16 protein-coding genes and 1 pseudogene are annotated in these 16,850 nt (G+C 70.2%); 1 reads left to right on the plus strand and 16 read right to left on the minus strand.

Translation table 11 applies throughout. The features are described from left to right. Positions 1 to 8 precede the first annotated feature (8 nt). From ACTJJP_RS13080 to infC, 16 genes and pseudogenes are all read right to left on the minus strand, one after another. On the minus strand, positions 9 to 1,247 hold the full coding sequence (locus ACTJJP_RS13080) for a heparan-alpha-glucosaminide N-acetyltransferase domain-containing protein (RefSeq protein ID WP_440775432.1): 1,239 nt from the start codon (positions 1,245 to 1,247) through the stop codon (positions 9 to 11). Beyond that, positions 1,226 to 2,149: an ornithine carbamoyltransferase gene (gene argF / locus ACTJJP_RS13085; RefSeq protein WP_440775433.1), complete on the minus strand. Its 924-nt coding sequence runs from the start codon at positions 2,147 to 2,149 to the stop codon at positions 1,226 to 1,228. Before argF ends, ACTJJP_RS13080 begins: the two co-directional genes overlap by 22 nt. Next, complete coding sequence (locus tag ACTJJP_RS13090; RefSeq protein ID WP_440775434.1) at positions 2,146 to 3,363, minus strand: acetylornithine transaminase; 1,218 nt, start codon at positions 3,361 to 3,363, stop codon at positions 2,146 to 2,148. The genes argF and ACTJJP_RS13090 overlap by 4 nt, the downstream gene beginning before the upstream one ends. Next, positions 3,360 to 4,262, minus strand: coding sequence for an acetylglutamate kinase (gene argB / locus ACTJJP_RS13095; RefSeq protein ID WP_440775435.1), 903 nt, complete (start codon positions 4,260 to 4,262; stop codon positions 3,360 to 3,362). The genes ACTJJP_RS13090 and argB overlap by 4 nt, the downstream gene beginning before the upstream one ends. Next, entirely contained in the window at positions 4,259 to 5,416 is a 1,158-nt protein-coding gene (gene argJ, locus ACTJJP_RS13100; RefSeq protein ID WP_440775436.1) for a bifunctional glutamate N-acetyltransferase/amino-acid acetyltransferase ArgJ, read from the minus strand. The genes argB and argJ overlap by 4 nt, the downstream gene beginning before the upstream one ends. After that, the gene (argC, locus tag ACTJJP_RS13105; protein ID WP_440775437.1) at positions 5,413 to 6,462 is read right to left on the minus strand and encodes an N-acetyl-gamma-glutamyl-phosphate reductase; all 1,050 of its coding nucleotides are present in this window, start codon (positions 6,460 to 6,462) and stop codon (positions 5,413 to 5,415) included. The genes argJ and argC overlap by 4 nt, the downstream gene beginning before the upstream one ends. A gap of 283 nt (positions 6,463 to 6,745) precedes the next feature. Continuing rightward, positions 6,746 to 9,246 (minus strand): annotated as a pseudogene (gene pheT, locus ACTJJP_RS13110) (phenylalanine--tRNA ligase subunit beta). Further along, positions 9,246 to 10,286, minus strand: coding sequence for a phenylalanine--tRNA ligase subunit alpha (gene pheS, locus ACTJJP_RS13115; RefSeq protein ID WP_440775438.1), 1,041 nt, complete (start codon positions 10,284 to 10,286; stop codon positions 9,246 to 9,248). Before pheS ends, pheT begins: the two are co-directional and overlap by 1 nt. A gap of 69 nt (positions 10,287 to 10,355) precedes the next feature. Then, a complete protein-coding gene (locus tag ACTJJP_RS13120) occupies positions 10,356 to 11,273 on the minus strand; it encodes an amino acid ABC transporter permease (RefSeq protein ID WP_440775439.1) in 918 nt (305 codons plus the stop codon). Continuing rightward, positions 11,270 to 11,920 (minus strand): amino acid ABC transporter permease, encoded by a 651-nt coding sequence (locus ACTJJP_RS13125; RefSeq protein ID WP_440775440.1) that lies wholly within the window; start codon positions 11,918 to 11,920, stop codon positions 11,270 to 11,272. The genes ACTJJP_RS13120 and ACTJJP_RS13125 overlap by 4 nt, the downstream gene beginning before the upstream one ends. 54 nt (positions 11,921 to 11,974) lie before the next feature. Then, the gene (locus tag ACTJJP_RS13130) at positions 11,975 to 12,892 is read right to left on the minus strand and encodes a glutamate ABC transporter substrate-binding protein (protein WP_440775441.1); all 918 of its coding nucleotides are present in this window, start codon (positions 12,890 to 12,892) and stop codon (positions 11,975 to 11,977) included. 134 nt (positions 12,893 to 13,026) lie between these two features. Next, on the minus strand, positions 13,027 to 13,788 hold the full coding sequence (locus ACTJJP_RS13135) for an amino acid ABC transporter ATP-binding protein (protein WP_440775442.1): 762 nt from the start codon (positions 13,786 to 13,788) through the stop codon (positions 13,027 to 13,029). Between the two features lie 76 nt (positions 13,789 to 13,864). Next, the gene (locus tag ACTJJP_RS13140) at positions 13,865 to 14,662 is read right to left on the minus strand and encodes a TrmH family RNA methyltransferase (RefSeq protein WP_314457382.1); all 798 of its coding nucleotides are present in this window, start codon (positions 14,660 to 14,662) and stop codon (positions 13,865 to 13,867) included. Between the two features lie 165 nt (positions 14,663 to 14,827). Then, positions 14,828 to 15,211: a 50S ribosomal protein L20 gene (rplT, locus tag ACTJJP_RS13145; protein WP_055957776.1), complete on the minus strand. Its 384-nt coding sequence runs from the start codon at positions 15,209 to 15,211 to the stop codon at positions 14,828 to 14,830. Between the two features lie 29 nt (positions 15,212 to 15,240). After that, positions 15,241 to 15,435: a 50S ribosomal protein L35 gene (gene rpmI, locus ACTJJP_RS13150; protein ID WP_013583375.1), complete on the minus strand. Its 195-nt coding sequence runs from the start codon at positions 15,433 to 15,435 to the stop codon at positions 15,241 to 15,243. Between the two features lie 47 nt (positions 15,436 to 15,482). Beyond that, positions 15,483 to 16,109, minus strand: a complete 627-nt coding sequence (gene infC / locus ACTJJP_RS13155) for a translation initiation factor IF-3 (RefSeq protein ID WP_440775449.1) — start codon at positions 16,107 to 16,109, stop codon at positions 15,483 to 15,485. A 245-nt stretch (positions 16,110 to 16,354) separates the two neighbouring features. Here infC and ACTJJP_RS13160 point away from each other — a divergent pair, with 245 nt between their 5' ends. After that, on the plus strand, positions 16,355 to 16,780 hold the full coding sequence (locus tag ACTJJP_RS13160; protein WP_440775443.1) for a DUF1844 domain-containing protein: 426 nt from the start codon (positions 16,355 to 16,357) through the stop codon (positions 16,778 to 16,780). Positions 16,781 to 16,850 lie beyond the last annotated feature (70 nt).

Raw genomic sequence — 16,850 nt, forward strand, 5'->3', positions numbered from 1 at the left:
CTCCCAGCCTACCGAGGGCCGCCGACACCGCCGGATCCGGGGTCGGTGCCGGAGCCCGAGCCCCGGCCGGAGCCCGACTCGGAGCGGGAGTCCGAGCCGACGCCGTCGTCCGAGCCCGCATGCGACACGCGGGGGCGGACAGCGGCATCCCGTCCCACGACGAGACGCACCACGACGTCGATCAGCCCCTCCAACGGACCGCGCCCGAGGGTCAGCGCCCATACCGTGCACCCGGCGAGGAGGCCGAGGGTGAGAGGCAGGAAGAGCCCCGCATCGCGGATGCCGTACAGGTCGCCCGTGTCACCGAGCAGGGCGAGGGCGACGACGGCCCACACCACCAGCTGCAGCACGTACGCCGTGAGGGGCATCGACCCCACCGCCCGCAGCGGCACGGCCACACACCGCAGCGGCGTACGACATAGCAGCAGGCAGACACCGATCGTGGCGACGGCGAACCCGCCCGACCCGATGACCTCCCACAGCCCCGAGGAGTGGTCCTCGGCGGTCAGCACGGTCGCCAGATAGGGGCGACCGGCGACGGCCGGCGCGGTCGCGAGCGCCGCGCCGTAGCCCGCGAGCAGAAGGGCCCCGCCCGCCGTCACCAGCGCTGCCTGCACGTCCAGTCGACGCAGGTCGAGCCGCCCGACGCCCATCCCGGCGAGCAGGAACGCGATCCACACCGTGAACGGATAGTTCCACCCGACCGCCGCGGAGATCTCCGCTCCCGCGCGTCCCGCCCAGAGGGGTGCCGCGTCGAGCACCGGCTGGATCCACGGCATCACGAGGGCGAGCACCCCCGCGGTGAGGAACAGTCCCCGCGCGCGCATCCCCAGAAACGGCACGGCCAGCACGAACAGCAGGGCGTACGCGGGCAGGATGACGTACACCGGCACCCCGGTGGCCACCAGCAGCATGCCGATGACCCACAGCATCGCCCCGCGCAACGCCAATCGCGCGCCCGCGCGGGGGCGGCGCTCCGGTCCGATCGGCCGCGACCCGCCGGTCACGAGCGCGATCGATACGCCCGCGAGGGTCGCGAACAGGATCGACGAACGTCCGTTGACGAGGGTGACCCACGTGTCGGGATCGAGCGTGAGCCGCCGCTCGGTGTCGAGCAGGTGCGCGGCCAGCATGCCGAGCACCGCGAGGCCGCGCGCGAGATCCACGCCGACCAGTCGGCCCGGCCCGTCGAAACGGGACCAGGCACGACCGATCGGCGAGGTCGTCACTGCTGACGCAGAAGCCACACCAGCAACGCCTTCTGGGCGTGGAGGCGGTTCTCGGCCTCGTCCCACACCACGCTCTGCGGTCCGTCGATGACCTCGGCGTCGACCTCGTACCCGCGGTCGGCGGGGAGGCAGTGGATGAAGATCGCGTCGTCCGCGGCCCGCGTCATGAGCTCGGTCGTGACCTTGAACCCGCCGAGGTCGCGGATGCGCGCGATCTTCTCCTCCTCTTTGCCCATCGACACCCACGTGTCGGTGACCACGACGTCGGCTCCGGATGCCGCGGCTTCGGGGTCGGTCGAGAGGGTGATCGATCCCCCGGTCTCGGCGGCGATGCGCTCGGCATCCGCGATCACGTCGGCTCGGGGCGCGTAGTCGGCGGGGGCCGCGACCCGCACGTGCATGCCGGCGGTGACGCAGGCGAGCACGTAGGAGTGGGCCATGTTGCTGCGCCCGTCGCCGAAGAACGACAGGGTGAGCCCCTTCAGGTCGCCCTTATGCTCGCGGATCGTGAGCAGGTCGGCGAGCAGCTGGCACGGATGGAAGTCGTCGCTCAACGCGTTGACGACCGGCACGCGGGTGCCGCGCGCCATCTCCTCCAGACCCGCCTGCGCGTAGGTGCGCCACACGATCGCGGCCACCTGACGTTCGAGCACGCGCGCGGTGTCGGAGGGGGTCTCCTTGCCGCCGAGCTGGCTGTTGGCCGTCGAGATGATGAGCGGCGATCCGCCCAGGTCGGCGATGCCCACGGCGAACGACACGCGCGTGCGGGTCGACGACTTGTCGAAGATCACCGCGACGGTCTGGGGGCCTTCGAGCGGCTTCTGCGCCCAGCGGTCCTTCTTCAGCTCGATGGCGAGGTCGAGGATCTCGGCCTGCTCGGCCGGGGTCAGGTCGTCGTCGCGCAGCAGGTGGCGGGTCACGCGGGGGCTCCTTCGAGGATCAGGGCATCGGAGACGGTGGCGAGGGCTGTGCCGAACAGGTCGAGGAACTCGGCCACCTCGGCATCCGCGATCGTCAGCGGCGGGGCGATGCGGATGGTGTCGTCGTTCGCGGCGTTCACGATCAGGCCGTGCTGTTGCGCCGCGGCGACGACGGCCTTGGCGACCGGGCTGGTGAGCCCGAGGCCGAGCAGCAGGCCCCGACCGCGGACGCCCGCGACCAGCGGCGAGCCGAGCGCGGCGATTCCCTCGCGCAGCTGAGCCTCTCGACGAGCGGCGTTCTCGACGAGACCGGCGGACTCGATCTCTTCGAGCACCGCACCGCCGACGGCGGTGCCCAGGGCGTTGCCCCCGAAGGTCGAGCCGTGGGTACCGGGGAAGAACAGATCGCTCGCGGCGCCGAACGTGATGAGCGCGCCGATGGGGAATCCGCCGCCGATGCCCTTCGCCACGGTGATCGCGTCGGGCACGATGCCGGCGTGCTGGAACGCGAACCAGGCACCGGTACGGCCGGCGCCGGTCTGGATCTCGTCGACGATCAGCAGGGCGCCGTGGCGCGCGGTGATCTCGCGCGCGGCCTGCAGGTACCCCTCGGGGAGCTCCACGACCCCGGCCTCGCCCTGGATGGGCTCGACGAGCAGGGCGGCGACGCGCTCGTCCATCGCGGCATCGAGAGCGTCGATGGTCGCGTCGATGTGCTCGACGCCGGGCACCATGGGCAGGAAGTCGGCCTGGAGCGCCGGCTTGCCCGTCAGGGCGAGCGCGCCCATCGTGCGGCCGTGGAAGCCGCCCTTCAGCGTGAGGATGCGGGTGCGATCCGTGCCGCGGCCGTGCAGGCGGGCGAGCTTCAACGCCGCCTCGTTGGCCTCGGCGCCGGAGTTGCCGAAGTACACCCGGCCCGACTCCCCCGTGCCCGCGAGCCGCTTGAGGCGCGCCGCCATCGCGAGCTGCGGCGGCGTGGCGAAGTAGTTCGACACGTGGGAGAGCGTCGACGCCTGCGCGGTCAGCGCCTCGACGAACACCGGGTGCGCGTGGCCGAGGGCGTTGACGGCGATCCCCGCGAGGAAGTCGAGGTACTTCTTGTCGTCGCTGTCCCAGACGTACGCGCCCTCACCGCGCACGAACAGGGCCATGCGGTCGCCGAAGCTGCGGACGAGGTCGCGTCCGGCGTCTTCCTGCCAGGTTGCGATGGTCATGCGACCACCTCCGTTCCGATTCCCTTGTTGGTGAACAGTTCGACGAGCACCGAGTGCGGCACGCGTCCGTCGATGATGGCGGCCGTGGGCACTCCCCCCTCGACCGCGTCGAGGCACGCCTGCATCTTCGGGATCATGCCCGACTCGAGCTTCGGCAGCATCGCGCGCAGCTCCGTCGAGGTCAGGTGCGACACGAGCGAGTCCCGGTTCGGCCAGTCGGCGTAGAGGCCGGGCACATCGGTCAGCACCACGAGCTTCTTGGCGTTGAGCGCCGTCGCGAGAGCGGCCGCTGCGGCATCCGCGTTCACGTTCAACGACGTGCCCGGGTTGTCGAGGTCGGGCGCGATGCTCGAGACGATCGGCACGCGACCCGCCGCGAGGTGGTCGAGCACGGTCTGCGGGTCGACGGTGACGACATCGCCGACACGCCCGAGGTCGTGCTCGACGCCGTCGACCATCACGCCGCGGCGACGACCGCCGAACAGGCCGGCGTCCTCGCCGCTGAGGCCTGTCGCGAGGGGTCCGTGCGCATTGACCTTGGCCACCAGCTGCGGGTTGATCTGGCCGGTGAGCACCATGCGCACGACGCCGATCGCCTCGGTCGAGGTCACGCGGTAGCCGCCGCGGAACTCGCTGGGGATGTCGAGCCGGTTCAGCATCGACGAGATCTGCGGTCCGCCGCCGTGCACGACGACGGGCTTGACGCCCACGTAGCGGAGGTAGGCGATGTCGGCGGCGAACGCGTCCTGCAGCTCTTCGCTGACCATGGCGTTTCCGCCGTACTTCACGACCACGACCTGATCGCGGTACTTGCGCACCCACGGCAGCGACTCGACGAGCGTGACCGCCCGCTCGCTGGCTTCGGCGGGATCGGTGTCTTGGAGATCGACGTGGGTCATGAGGAGTAGGCGCTGTTCTCGTGGACGTAATCGTGCGTGAGGTCGTTGGTGCGGATGGTGGCCGTGGCCGACCCGACGCGCAGGTCGACGACGAGGTCGGTCGCGCGGGGGGTGAGGTCGACGTCCTCGCGAGGGCGGTCGGGACCGCCCGAGGTGCAGACGCGCACCCCGTTCATCCACACGTCGACGTCGTAGGGGTCGAACTCCGCCTCGGTCGTGCCGATCGCCGCGAGCACGCGTCCCCAGTTGGGGTCGTTGCCGAAGATCGCGGCCTTGAAGAGGTTGTTCCGGGCGATGGAGCGTCCCACCTCGACGGCGTCGTCCTCGGATGCCGCGTTCGTCACCCGGATCGTGATGTCGTGGCTGGCCCCCTCGGCGTCACCCTGCAGCTGGGTGGCGAGGTCGTCGCACACCGCGGTCAGTGCGGCAGTGAACTCGTCGGCGTCGACGCGGATGCCGCTCGCACCGCTCGCCAGCAGGGTGACCTGGTCGTTCGTCGACATGCACCCGTCGGAGTCCAACCGGTCGAAGCTCACGCGCGTGGCGGCGCGGAGCGCGGCATCCGCTTCCGACGCGTCGAGCACGACGTCGGTGGTGATGACGACGAGCATCGTCGCCAGGCCGGGCGCGAGCATGCCCGCCCCCTTCGCCATACCGCCGATCGCCCACCCGTCGCCGGCGTGGACGGCCCGCTTGGGCTTCGAGTCGGTCGTCATGATCGCGAGAGAAGCGTCTTCGCCGCCGCCCGCGGAGAGCCCGGCGACACCCTTCGCGACGCCGTCGAGCACTTTGGCGCGGAACACCTCGTCGCCCGTGCCGATCAAGCCGGTCGAGCAGACGACCACATCTCCCGCCCCGACACCGAGGAGCTCGGCGGCGCGTTCGGCGGTCTGGTGAGTCGTCTGGAAGCCGAACGCACCGGTGAAGCAGTTCGCCCCGCCGGAGTTGAGCACGACCGCCTCGACGACGCCGTCCTTCACGACCTGCTCCGACCACAGGATGGGGTTCGCCTTCGCCCTGTTCGAGGTGAAGACCGCAGCCCCCACCTTGAGGGGACCGCGGTTGACGACGACGGCGACGTCGCGCGCGCCGGTCGACTTCAGGCCGACGGCGACTCCGGCCGCCTCGAATCCGGCGGGGGCGGTCACGCTCACGGGGCGACTCCGTTCAGGGGAAGGGCGGTGGCCTCGGCGAGGCCCAGGGCGATGTTCATGGACTGCACCGCGGCTCCGGCGGTGCCCTTGACGAGGTTGTCGACGGCTGCGACGACGATCACACGGTTCGCCGCGCGGTCGATGGCGAGGCCGAGCGAGGCGACGTTCGCCCCGAGCACGTCGGCCGTGCGCGGGAACACCCCCGCGGGCAGCAGCTCGACGAACGTCTCGTCGGCGTAGGCCGCCTCCCAGGCGGCACGGATCTCGGCATCCGTCACGTCGCCCCGGATCGGAGCGGTCGAGGTGGCGAGGATGCCGCGCGACATCGGCACGAGAACGGGGGTGAAGGAGATCCGGATGCCGTCGGCCGGCGCACCCGCCGCGGCGAGGGCCTGACGGATCTCGGGGATGTGCCGATGGGTTCCGCCGACGGCATACGGATTCGCGGTGCCCAGGATCTCGCTCGCGAGCAGGTTGGTCTTGGCGGCCTTGCCGGCGCCGCTCGGGCCCACGGCGAGCACAGAGACGATGTCGCCCGCATCGATCACGCCCGCGGCGATCCCCGGGGCGAGCGAGAGGGCGACGGTCGAGGCGTTGCATCCGGGGGCGGCGATGCGCGTCGCACCGCGGAGGTGCTCTCGCTGCTTGACGCCCCCGACGGTGAGCTCGGGCACCCCGTACGCCCACGGCTCGGGGTGGTCCCCGCCGTAGAACGCCGCCCAGTCCTCGGGCGAGGTGAGCCGGTGGTCGGCGCCGGCGTCGATCACCAACGGCGTGTCGGCGAGGGCGTCGGTGTACTGCGCCGACTGCCCGTGCGGCAGGGCGAGGAACACCACGTCGTGCCCGGCGAGCACCTCGGGGGTCGTGGCCCGCAGGTCGAGGTGGGCGAGCGAGCGCAGGTGGGGCTGGTGGGCGACGAGCGCCTGACCGGCGCTGGAGTGCGCGGTGACCGTGCGGACCTCGATGTCGGGATGGGCGGCGAGCAGGCGGAGGATCTCGCCGCCCGCATAGCCGGAAGCGCCGGAGACGGCGACCGAGAGGGTCATTGTTCTACCTTACGAGTCGGGACGTGTGCTGAATCAGCGTGAACCGGGGCGGCGACGCCCGCATGCCCGACCGTCGGCGGGTTTACGAGGTCGCCGAGAGTCGGCGCGTGACCCGACGTCGACGCGCGCCACCGGTGCTCACGGAGAGCTCCTCGGTACGCACGGTGATCGACGACATGTGGCGAGGGTAGCGGCCTCGCGGGCGGACGGGCAAATCGACGCCGGCGCCGGGAACGCCGAAGCGCCGCGCGACAGGAGTCGGCGGCGCTTCGGAGGGGACGCGTCAGTCGCGGATGGCGGCGCCGAAACGCTCCGCGGCCACTGCGACCCCGGCGAGCTTCGCGTCGGTCGCCTCGGCGGCCGTCAGAGTGCGGTCGGCGGCGCGGAAGCGCAGCGCGTAGGTGAGGCTCTTCGTCCCCTCGGCCAGCCCCGGCCCACGGTAGTCGTCGACCAGACGTGCGCCCTCGAGGAGCGGTGCACCCCCCTCGATGAGCGCCGCGCGCACGGCACCGGCGGCGACGTCGAGCGGAACGGTGAGCGAGACGTCCTGCGTCGCGGCGGGGAATCCGGAGAGGGATGCCGCGACCACTCGCGCCTGCGCCAGTTCGAGCATCGCGTCGAGGTCGAGCTCGGCGACGAGCACCCGGCCGGGCAGGTCGGCCGCTGCAGCGACGGTCGGCAGCAGCTCACCGACGTAGCCGATGTCGTGCCCAGCGGCGAGCACGCGGGCGGTGCGTCCGGGGTGCAGGGCCGCACGCTGGGCCTGCACGAGTTCGATGTCGATGCCGGCGGCCCCGGCCAGCACGCGCACCGCGTCGACGGCATCCGCGAGGTCGGCCGCGACGGCCGGCTGCCCGGGCTGCTTCGGCACGGTGTGACCGGTGAGAAGTACGGCGACGTGTCGGCGCTGGGGCGGGATCGAGGCGTCGAGGGCGGTGAGGGTCGCGGCATCCGGGCGCACGGCCAGCGGCGGCACGGACGGCGTGCCGTACTGCACGCCCGGCTTCGGGAGGAACACCGTGCCGGCCTCGAACAGCGCCAGGTCGACGATGCCGCGAGAGACGTTGCGGTGGGCGACCTGCAGCAGCGCGGGGATCAGCGAGCGACGCAGGAACGGCGCGAGCCCGTCGAGCGGGTTCGCGAGCTTGACGCTCGGCAGCCGGTCGCCGGAAGGCGAGCCGTGCAGCGCGTTCTGCTCCTCGGTGGTGAACGGGAACGACGGGGTCTCGACGAACCCGGCCGAGGCCAGCGCGTTCGCCACACGACGACGACCCTGCTGGGCGGCGGTCAGGCCGCGCCCGGACGGCGGCGTCGGGAGCACAGAGGGGATACGGTCGTAGCCCTCGATGCGGGCCACCTCTTCGGCGAGCGTCCACTTGTCGGTCAGGTCGTGGCGCCACGACGGCGCGGTCACCGACCAGCCGCCGTCGCGCTGCTCGACGGCGCAGCCGATGAGCCGCAGGGCCGACACGGTTTCCTCGTCGGTGTAATCGACCCCGATGAGGCCCGACACGAAGCCCGCGGGCAGGGTGATCGGCTCGCGCCGGTAGGTCGACGACAGCGACCCGCCGAGCTCGGTGTCGAGCGTTCCCCCGGCGAGTTCGACCATCAGCGACGCGACGCGTTCGGCGGCGACGTACGGCACCAGCGGGTCGACGCCGCGCTCGAAGCGGCGCGAGGCCTCCGACGGCAGCTTGTGCCGGCGGGCGGTGCGCGCGATCGACACCTGGTCGAAGGTCGCCGCCTCGATGAGGACGTTGCGCGTCGCATCGCTCATCTCGGTGGGGCCGCCGCCCATGACGCCGGCCAGGCCGATGGGGCCGGACTCATCGGTGATGAGCAGGTCTTCGGCGTTCAGCGTGCGGACCTGACCGTCGAGGGTCTCGAGCTTCTCACCCTGCNCACGGTGATGCCGCCCTGCAGCCGGTCGAGGTCGTAGCCGTGGATGGGCTGGCCGAGCTCGAGCATGACGTAGTTGGTGATGTCGATCAGCACCCCCAGCGAACGGATGCCGGCCAGCGACAGGCGCGTGATCATCCACGGCGGCGTCGGCCGCGAGGGGTCGACGTCGCGCACGATGCGGGCGACGAACTCGGTTGCGCCGTCACGTCCGCGGATCGGCGACTGGTCGTCGACCGAGATCGAGAACCCGTCGGGCGTGCGCGCGACGGCCTCGTCATGGCCGATGCCCGGATCGCGGAAGTCGGCACCGGTCGCGTGGGAGTACTCGCGTGCGACGCCGCGCAGCGACAGGGCGTAACCGCGGTCGGGGGTGACGTTGATCTCGACGGCGAGGTCGTCGAGACCCAGCAGCGCGATGGCATCCGTTCCGACGGGCGCGTCGATGCCGAGGTCGATCAGACGCAGGATGCCGGAATGCTCGCTGCCGAGCCCCAGCTCCTTCGCCGAGGCGATCATGCCGTCGGACACGTGCCCGTAGGTCTTGCGTGCGGCGATGGGGAAGGGGCCGGGCAGCACGGAGCCGGGCAGGGTCACCACGACCTTGTCGCCCTCGAAGAAGTTGCCGGCACCGCAGACGACGCCGCGCACTCCCCCGTTCTCGGCACCGACGTCGACCTGGCACCAGCGGATGGTCTTGCCGTTGGACTGCGGCTCGGGGATGAACTCCTTCACCTCGCCGACGACGATGGGGCCGGACAGCTCGAAGCGGTGCACGTCCTCTTCTTCGAAGCCGACCGAGACGAGGGCGGCCAAGACGTCTTCGGGGGTCGCCTCGGCGGGCACGTCGACGTACTCGCGCAACCAGGAGAGCGGGACGCGCATCAGACCACCATTCCGAACTGCTCGCTGAAGCGCACATCGCCCTCGGCCATGTCGCGCATGTCTTGCACGTCGCTACGGAACATGAGCGTGCGCTCGATGCCCATGCCGAACGCGAAGCCCGAGTACTCCTCGGGATCGATACCGGCGGCTCGCAGGACGTTGGGGTTCACCATGCCGCAGCCGCCCCACTCGATCCAGCGCGCCCCGCCCTTGAAGGTGGGGTGCCACAGGTCGAGTTCGGCGCTCGGCTCGGTGAAGGGGAAGAAGTTGGCGCGGAAACGCGTCTTGGCCTCGGGTCCGAAGAGCACGCGCGCGGCGTGGTCGAGGGTGCCCTTGAGGTGCGCCATCGTGATGTTCTTGTCGATGACGAGGCCCTCGAACTGCGTGAACACCGGCAGGTGCGTCGCGTCGAACTCGTCGGTGCGGTACACCCGGCCCGGGCAGAGCACGTAGATCGGCAGGTCGCGCTCGAGCATCGACCGCACCTGAACGGGGCTCGTGTGGGTGCGGAGCACCAGGTGGCGCGCGACCGGGTCGACGAAGAACGTGTCCTGCATCTGGCGCGCGGGGTGGTCGACGTCGAAGTTCAGCGCGTCGAAGTTGAACCACTCGTGCTCGAGCTCGGGGCCCTCGGCGATCTCCCATCCCATGCCGACGAAGATGTCGGACACCTGCTCCTGCAGGAGGGAAATGGGATGCCGCGCCCCCACGCGCGCACGCTGCGGCAGCGCCGTGACGTCGACGCGCTCGGCCTCGAGCTGCGCGGCGGTCTCGGCCTCGGCCACCTCGGACTCGCGGGCGGCGAGCGCCTGATTGACCTGGCCGCGGGCCTGGCCGACGAGCTTGCCGAACGCCGCCTTCTGGTCGGGGGCGACGTGGCGCATCTGGGCGTTCAGCCGCGCGAGGGCGGACTGCTCACCGGTGTGCGCGGAGCGGACGGCTTTCAGGTCGGCCGTGGTCGCGGCCGCTGCGATGGCCGCAAGCGCGGCATCGACGGCGGAGGCGACGGCCTCGGGGGTGATCTCGGGTGCGTCGGACACGAGATGAGAGTCTACCGACGGGCGGGGACACTCCCCCGCCCGTCGTCGAGTCCGACGCGCGATCTCAGGTCACGCCGCGGAGCCCGGGTCGTTCTTGCCGGAGCCGCGCTGCGCGACGATGAGTTCGGTGTCGGTGCCGGTCTGTCCGGGAGGCTCGGCGCCGGCGACCTTGGCGGCCTTGGGCGAGCGACGCAGGCCGATCTCGACACGGTGGGCCGCATACGACAGGGCGAGACACATCGCGACGTAGATGACGCTCGCGACCAATGCTGCCTGGATCAACGGCGAGCCGTACTCGCCGTTCGAGCCGAGGAGCCGCGCGAAGTAGAGCAGTTCGGGGTAGGTGATGATGAACCCGAGGGCGGTGTCCTTCAGCGTCACGACGAGCTGGGCGATGATGACCGGCAGCATGGCGCGGATGGCCTGCGGCAGGAGGATGAGCCGCATCACGCCGGCCTTGCGCAGACCCACGGCGTAGCCGGCCTCGCTCTGTCCGCGGGGCAGGGCCTCGACTCCCGCGCGGATGACCTCCGACAGCACCGATCCGTTGTAGAGGATCAGCGCGATGACGACGGCCCAGTACGACGACATCCGAATGCCGATGACGGGGAGACCGTAGTACAGCAGCAGCATGAAGACGAGGACGGGGACGGCCCGGAGGAGCTCGACGACCCATCCGACGGGAAGGCGCACCCACCGGTGGTCGGACAGACGGCCGATGGCCAGGACGAAGCCGAGCGCGAGGGCGCCGACGGCCGCGACGGCGAAGGCGGCGAGCGTCGCCAGGGTCGCTTGCCCGAATCGCTCCCAGATCGCGGTGTACGTGAAGACGTTCCACTTCGTCGCGGAGAACTGCCCGGTGTCGATGAAACGCCAGACGACGAAGCCGATGACGGCAGCGACGACGAGGAGGGTCACGGCACCCAGGATGCGGTTGCGCACCCGGGCCCGGGGGCCGGGGACGTCGTAGAGGACGGAGGAACTCATCGGGCGACCTTCCACTTCTTCTCGGCCGCGTTCTGGAGCGCCGCCAGCAGCAGCACCAGAGCCACGAACACCGCCATCACCAGGAGGATGGTGACGAGCTGGTTCTCACCGTTCTCGCTCATCGTCGCGCGGATGTTGCCGAGGTTGACGACCGAGAAGCCGGCGGCCACGGTCGTGTTCTTCAGGAGGGCGATGAAGACGCTCATCATCGGGGGGATCACGGACCGCGTCGCCTGCGGGAGCACCACGAGGGTCATGACCTGGCCGAAGCCGAGGCCGAGCGCGCGGGCGGCCTCCGCCTGACCGACCGGGACCGTGTTGATCCCGGAACGCAGCGTCTCGGCGACGTACGTCGCGGTGTAGATGCCGAGACCGCAGACGGCGAGCCCGAGGAAGCTTCCGCGCGGGACGTCGATCAGCAGCGGCACGCAGAACGCGAAGAAGAACAGCACCAGCGTCAGCGGGGTGTTGCGGATCCAGTTGACGTAGACGGCGCCGACGGCACGGGCGATCGGCACCGGTGAGACGCGCATCGCCGCGACGATGAAGCCGAGCACGAGGGCGATGAGCGCCCCACCGAAGAAGAGCACGACCGTTCCCCAGAGCGCCTGCGCCCACAGGTCGGGGTAGTCGAAGATCTGATTCACCGCACGCTGTCCGTTCTCTGTCGTCGTCTTTCGAAGGTGGTGNGCACCCGGGGATCAGCTGACGGGGTCGACCGCGGGCTGCTCGCCGGAGACGCCCGAGGCGCCGAGGTTCGCTTCGAAGATGGCCTGCCACGTGGTGCCGCCGTCGGTGAACATCGTGTTCACGAACTCCTGGAAGGCGGTGTCGCCCTTGGCGATGCCGACGCCGTAGCGCTCCTCGCTGAAGGGCTCGCCCGCGATCTTCAGGTTGTCGGGGTCTTGCGCCGCGTATCCGAGCAGGATGGCCTCGTCGGTGGTGACGGCATCCACTTCACCGTTCTTCAGCTTCTCGACGCACTGCGAGTAGGTGTCGAACTCGACGACCTGCGCGGGAGTCTGTTCGCGGATGCGCTGGATCGGCGTGGACCCGGTCACCGAGCACACGGTGGTCTCGGCGGTCAGCGAGTCCTTGCCGGTGATGGCGTCGTTGTCGGCGGCGACGAGCAGGCCCTGGCCCGTGAGGAAGTAGGGTCCGGCGAAAGCGATCTGCTCTTTGCGCTTGTCGGTGATGGAGTACGTGCCGACGTAGTAGTCGATGTCGCCGTTGATGATGGCCTGCTCGCGGTTCGCGGAGGCGATCGCCTTGTACTCGACCTTCGAGGAGTCGGCCGGGTCGAAGCCGAGTGAGGCGGCGATCCACCGCGCGACGTCGACGTCGAAGCCCTTGCGCTCACCGGAGACGGGGTCGAGATAGCCGAGGCCGGGCTGGTCTTCCTTCACGCCGACGACGATCTTGCCGGCCGAGGTGATCTTGTCGAACGTGGGGCTGCCCTCGATGGTGACGTCGGTGGCCACCGCGCCGTAGACGGGCTCGTCGCCGGTGCCGCCCTCCGCACCGGGGGCCGCGCCGGGGGTGCCGCTGTTGCAGGCCGTCAGGGCCAGAAGGCCGGCGGCGACGATGCTCGCGCCGGCGAGAAAACGTGTCTTACGCATGTGATGTCTCCTTGGTTACGTGTGCTGTGCGGATAGATGGGTTTCGGGGGACGGCGCGGCGGAACCCCCGGGGGTGGGGACGCTCGCGCCTCGGCGAAGAACCTCCTCGTTCGTCGCCGTCATGATGCATGCCGTCAGTGGGTGATGAGCTTCGACAGGAAGTCTTTGGCCCGGTCGGACTGCGGGTTGGTGAAGAACTGCTCGGGCACCGCCTGCTCGACGATCTGGCCGTCGGCCATGAACACGACGCGGTTGGCGGCCTTGCGGGCGAAGCCCATCTCGTGCGTGACGACGATCATCGTCATCCCGTCGGCGGCGAGGCCGACCATCACGTCGAGCACCTCGTTGATCATCTCGGGGTCGAGAGCGGAGGTCGGCTCGTCGAAGAGCATGACCTTGGGCTTCATGGCCAGCGCACGGGCGATCGCGACGCGCTGCTGCTGGCCGCCCGAGAGCTGGGCCGGGAGCTTGTCGGCCTGGTGCCCGACGCCCACGCGGTCCAGAAGCGCGCGCGCCTCCTTCTCGGCATCCGCCTTCTTCATCTTGCGGACCTTGGTCGGCCCGAGGGTGACGTTCTCGAGGATCGTCAGGTGTGCGAAGAGGTTGAACGACTGGAACACCATGCCCACGTCGGCGCGCAGCTCGGCCAGGCCCTTCCCCTCCTTGGGAAGCTCCTTGCCGTCGATGGTGATCGTGCCGCTCGTGATGGTCTCGAGCCGGTTGATGGTGCGGCAGAGCGTCGACTTGCCCGACCCCGAGGGCCCGATGACCACGACGACCTCGCCACGGTCGACCGTGAGGTCGATGTCTTTCAGCGCCTGGAACTGCCCGTAGTGCTTCTGCACATCGGAGACGACGACCAGGGGCTCGGAACGCGCCGGGGGAACGGATGCCATGTCCCCCACACTATGAGGGTGGCGCGCCGCCGACCACCTTCCGGCGCGCGCCTTAACCGTTCTGTAACAGCCGCCGTCAGCGCGCCCGCTGCGCGAAAGCGGTCTCGTAGAGGCATACGCTCGCCGCCGTGGCGAGGTTGAGCGACTCGGCTCGACCGTAGATCGGGAGCCGCAGCGCCAGGTCGGCGCGGGCGAGGGCTTCGTCGTCGAGACCCCGCGCCTCGTTGCCGAACAACCATGCGGTCGGCTCGGCGAGGACCTCGCGGGATGCCAGGAAATCATCGCCCCCGACGTCGGCGGCGACCACGCGAAGACCCGCCTCGTGCACGCGCTCCACCACGTCGGCGAGCTCGAGATCGACGGCCACCGGCAGGTGGAACAGCGATCCGGTGGTCGAGCGCACGACCTTCGGGTTGTAGGGATCGACCGTGCGTCCGGTGAGGATGACGGCGTCCGCCCCCGCCGCGTCGGCGGCACGGATGATGGTGCCGAGGTTGCCCGGGTCGCGGACCTCCTCGCAGATGGCGATGAGCCGCGGGCCCGCCGCCAACACGTCCTTCAGTGCGGTCGGCGCCTGCCGTGCCACCGCGACGATGCCCTGCGGCGTCACGGTGTCGGCCATGGCATCCAGGACCGCTTCGGTCGTGTACTGCAGATCGACGCCGGCCTGCTCGGCGGCCTCGCGCACATCGACGTGCTTCTCGAGCGCCGTGGGGGTGGCGTACACCTCGAGCACCGTCTCGGGAGCCCAGGCGAGGGCCTCGCGAGCCGCCTGGGGACCCTCGAGAAGGAAGAGTCCCGTCTCCTGACGGGCAGCGCGTTTGCTCAATTTGGCCACGGCGCGCACCCGCGGCGAACGGGGGTTCTCCAGCACGCCCTCAGTGTATGGCTCCCCCGGCATGGGCTCAGGATGCCGCGCAGGCCGGCGTGCTCGACGCGCCGCGCGGACCGCGGACCCGGAGCGGACTCGACCTGCTGCGGAGACAGCGGAACGGGCGCCCTCGCGAGGAGGACGCCCGTTCCGGGAAGAAGACGCGGGTTACGCGGACTTCGGCGCGTTCACGTCGCTGGGCAGGGCCGCCTTGGCGGTCTGCACGAGCGAGGCGAACACGGTGGGCTCGTTCACCGCGAGCTCGGCGAGCATGCGGCGGTCGACCTGCACACCCGCGAGGCCGAGGCCCTGGATGAAGCGGTTGTACGTGAGACCGTTCTGGCGGGACGCGGCGTTGATGCGCTGGATCCACAGACGACGGAAGTCGCCCTTGCGCTTACGACGGTCGCGGTACGCGTAGACCAGGGAGTGGGTGACCTGCTCCTTGGCCTTGCGGTACAGGCGCGAACGCTGACCGCGGTAACCGGATGCGCGCTCCAGGATGACGCGACGCTTCTTGTGGGCGTTTACCGCCCGCTTGACTCTAGCCATTTCTGTTTCTTCCTAACGTGCGTCGGCGCTCAGAGACCGAGGAGCTTCTTGGCGACCTTCGAGTCGCCCTTGGCCAGGACCTGCTCCTGGTTCAGGCGGCGGGTGCGCTTCGAGGCTTTGCCTTCGAGGTTGTGGCGCATGCCGGCCTGCTGCTTCATGAGCTTGCCGCTACCGGTGAGCTTGAAGCGCTTCTTGGCGCCCGAGTGGGTCTTCTGCTTCGGCATCTGTCTTCCTTCGTTGGTCTTCCCGACGGAGCGGGAGTCTGTGGGCTCTACTCGGCGGGGGCCGAGGAGGGGGTTTCTTCCGAGTCCGAGTCGCCGCGAGCAGCGCTGCGCGCCGCCTCACGGTTCGCCGCGCGCTGCGCGTTCTGCTCGGTCTTGACCTCGGACTTGTTCTTGTGAGGAGCGACCACCATCACCATGTTGCGGCCGTCGATCGTGGGGTTCGACTCGACCGTGCCGAACTCGGCGACATCCTCCGCGAACTTGCGGAGCAGACGCACGCCCTGCTCGGGACGCGACTGCTCGCGACCACGGAACAGGATCATGGCCTTCACCTTGTCGCCCGCCTGGAGGAAGCCCTCGGCGCGCTTGAGCTTGGTGATGTAGTCGTGGGCCTCGATCTTCAGACGGAACCGGACCTCTTTGAGGACGGTGTTCGCCTGGTTACGACGCGTCTCCTTGGCCTTCTGCGCGGCCTCGTACTTGAACTTGCCGTAATCCATGATCTTGACCACGGGCGGCTTCGAGCTCGGCGCAACCTCGACCAGGTCGAGGTCCGCTTCCTGGGCCAGGCGCAGCGCAGCTTCGATGCGGACGATGCCGACCTGCTCGCCGTTGGGTCCGACGAGACGGACCTCCGGGACTCGGATGCGCTCGTTGGTGCGGGGATCGCTGATGCGGAACTCCTCTTGTCTGCGGGTGACGGCCGCCGCGATCCGATCGAATCGCGGGCGAAGAGGAGAAACACGCCACCCGGCACGGTGCTGTCAGCACCGGCTTCTGCACCCAGGCGACCCCGTGCGAAACGGAGCGGAGTGCGGGAACCCGGTAGCCTGGAACGGCAAGCGCGGGTGGGATGTGATCCTCTTTCGTACGGAGCGGAAAGCTCCGAAGCCCGCCATAGTCTAGCAGAGAGATTCACGTGGACACGATCCCCTCCGACCAGCCCGCCGAAGACCCCTCCGCGCACCGCCACGGCGGCGAAGACGAACGTCTCGCGCGATGGGAGGAGCAGGAGCGTGCAGCCTCCTCCGCCACCCGCGACATCGCGGACGTGCCGGCCGTCGAAGTCATCACCACCGCAGCCGTGCACCTCATGAGCGCCGCCGCCGTCAAGACGGGACTCGCCGACGACCCCACCCACCAGCTCGACCTCGACGAGGCGCGCAAGCTCATCAACGCCCTCGCCGGTCTCATCACCGCCGGCGCTCCCGAGATCAGCGACATGCACGCGCGATCGCTGCGCGACGGGCTGCGCTCGCTCCAGCTGGCCTTCCGCGAGGCGTCGACCATCCAGGACCCGATCGGCAAGGGGCCCGGAGAGAAGTGGACGGGTCCCGTCACCTAGGTCGTTTGTTCCGGGGTGGTCCCGGTCTCCGGAATGGCCCCTGCCCGGGGCAAGAGCGGGGCCCCTACCC

The sequence above is a fragment of the Microbacterium sp. 22296 genome (assembly GCF_052045385.1).
Lineage (GTDB): Bacteria > Actinomycetota > Actinomycetes > Actinomycetales > Microbacteriaceae > Microbacterium.

What these genes read in the sequence shown, in the direction of transcription:
- ACTJJP_RS13130 (WP_440775441.1), bottom strand. Translation starts at nt 12,892, where the DNA reads ATGCGTAAGACACGTTTTCTCGCCGGCGCGAGCATCGTCGCCGCCGGC.
- rplT (WP_055957776.1), bottom strand. Translation starts at nt 15,211, where the DNA reads ATGGCTAGAGTCAAGCGGGCGGTAAACGCCCACAAGAAGCGTCGCGTC.
- ACTJJP_RS13090 (WP_440775434.1), bottom strand. Translation starts at nt 3,363, where the DNA reads ATGACCATCGCAACCTGGCAGGAAGACGCCGGACGCGACCTCGTCCGC.
- ACTJJP_RS13120 (WP_440775439.1), bottom strand. Translation starts at nt 11,273, where the DNA reads ATGAGTTCCTCCGTCCTCTACGACGTCCCCGGCCCCCGGGCCCGGGTG.
- argB (WP_440775435.1), bottom strand. Translation starts at nt 4,262, where the DNA reads ATGACCCACGTCGATCTCCAAGACACCGATCCCGCCGAAGCCAGCGAG.
- rpmI (WP_013583375.1), bottom strand. Translation starts at nt 15,435, where the DNA reads ATGCCGAAGCAGAAGACCCACTCGGGCGCCAAGAAGCGCTTCAAGCTC.
- ACTJJP_RS13135 (WP_440775442.1), bottom strand. Translation starts at nt 13,788, where the DNA reads ATGGCATCCGTTCCCCCGGCGCGTTCCGAGCCCCTGGTCGTCGTCTCC.
- argC (WP_440775437.1), bottom strand. Translation starts at nt 6,462, where the DNA reads ATGACCCTCTCGGTCGCCGTCTCCGGCGCTTCCGGCTATGCGGGCGGC.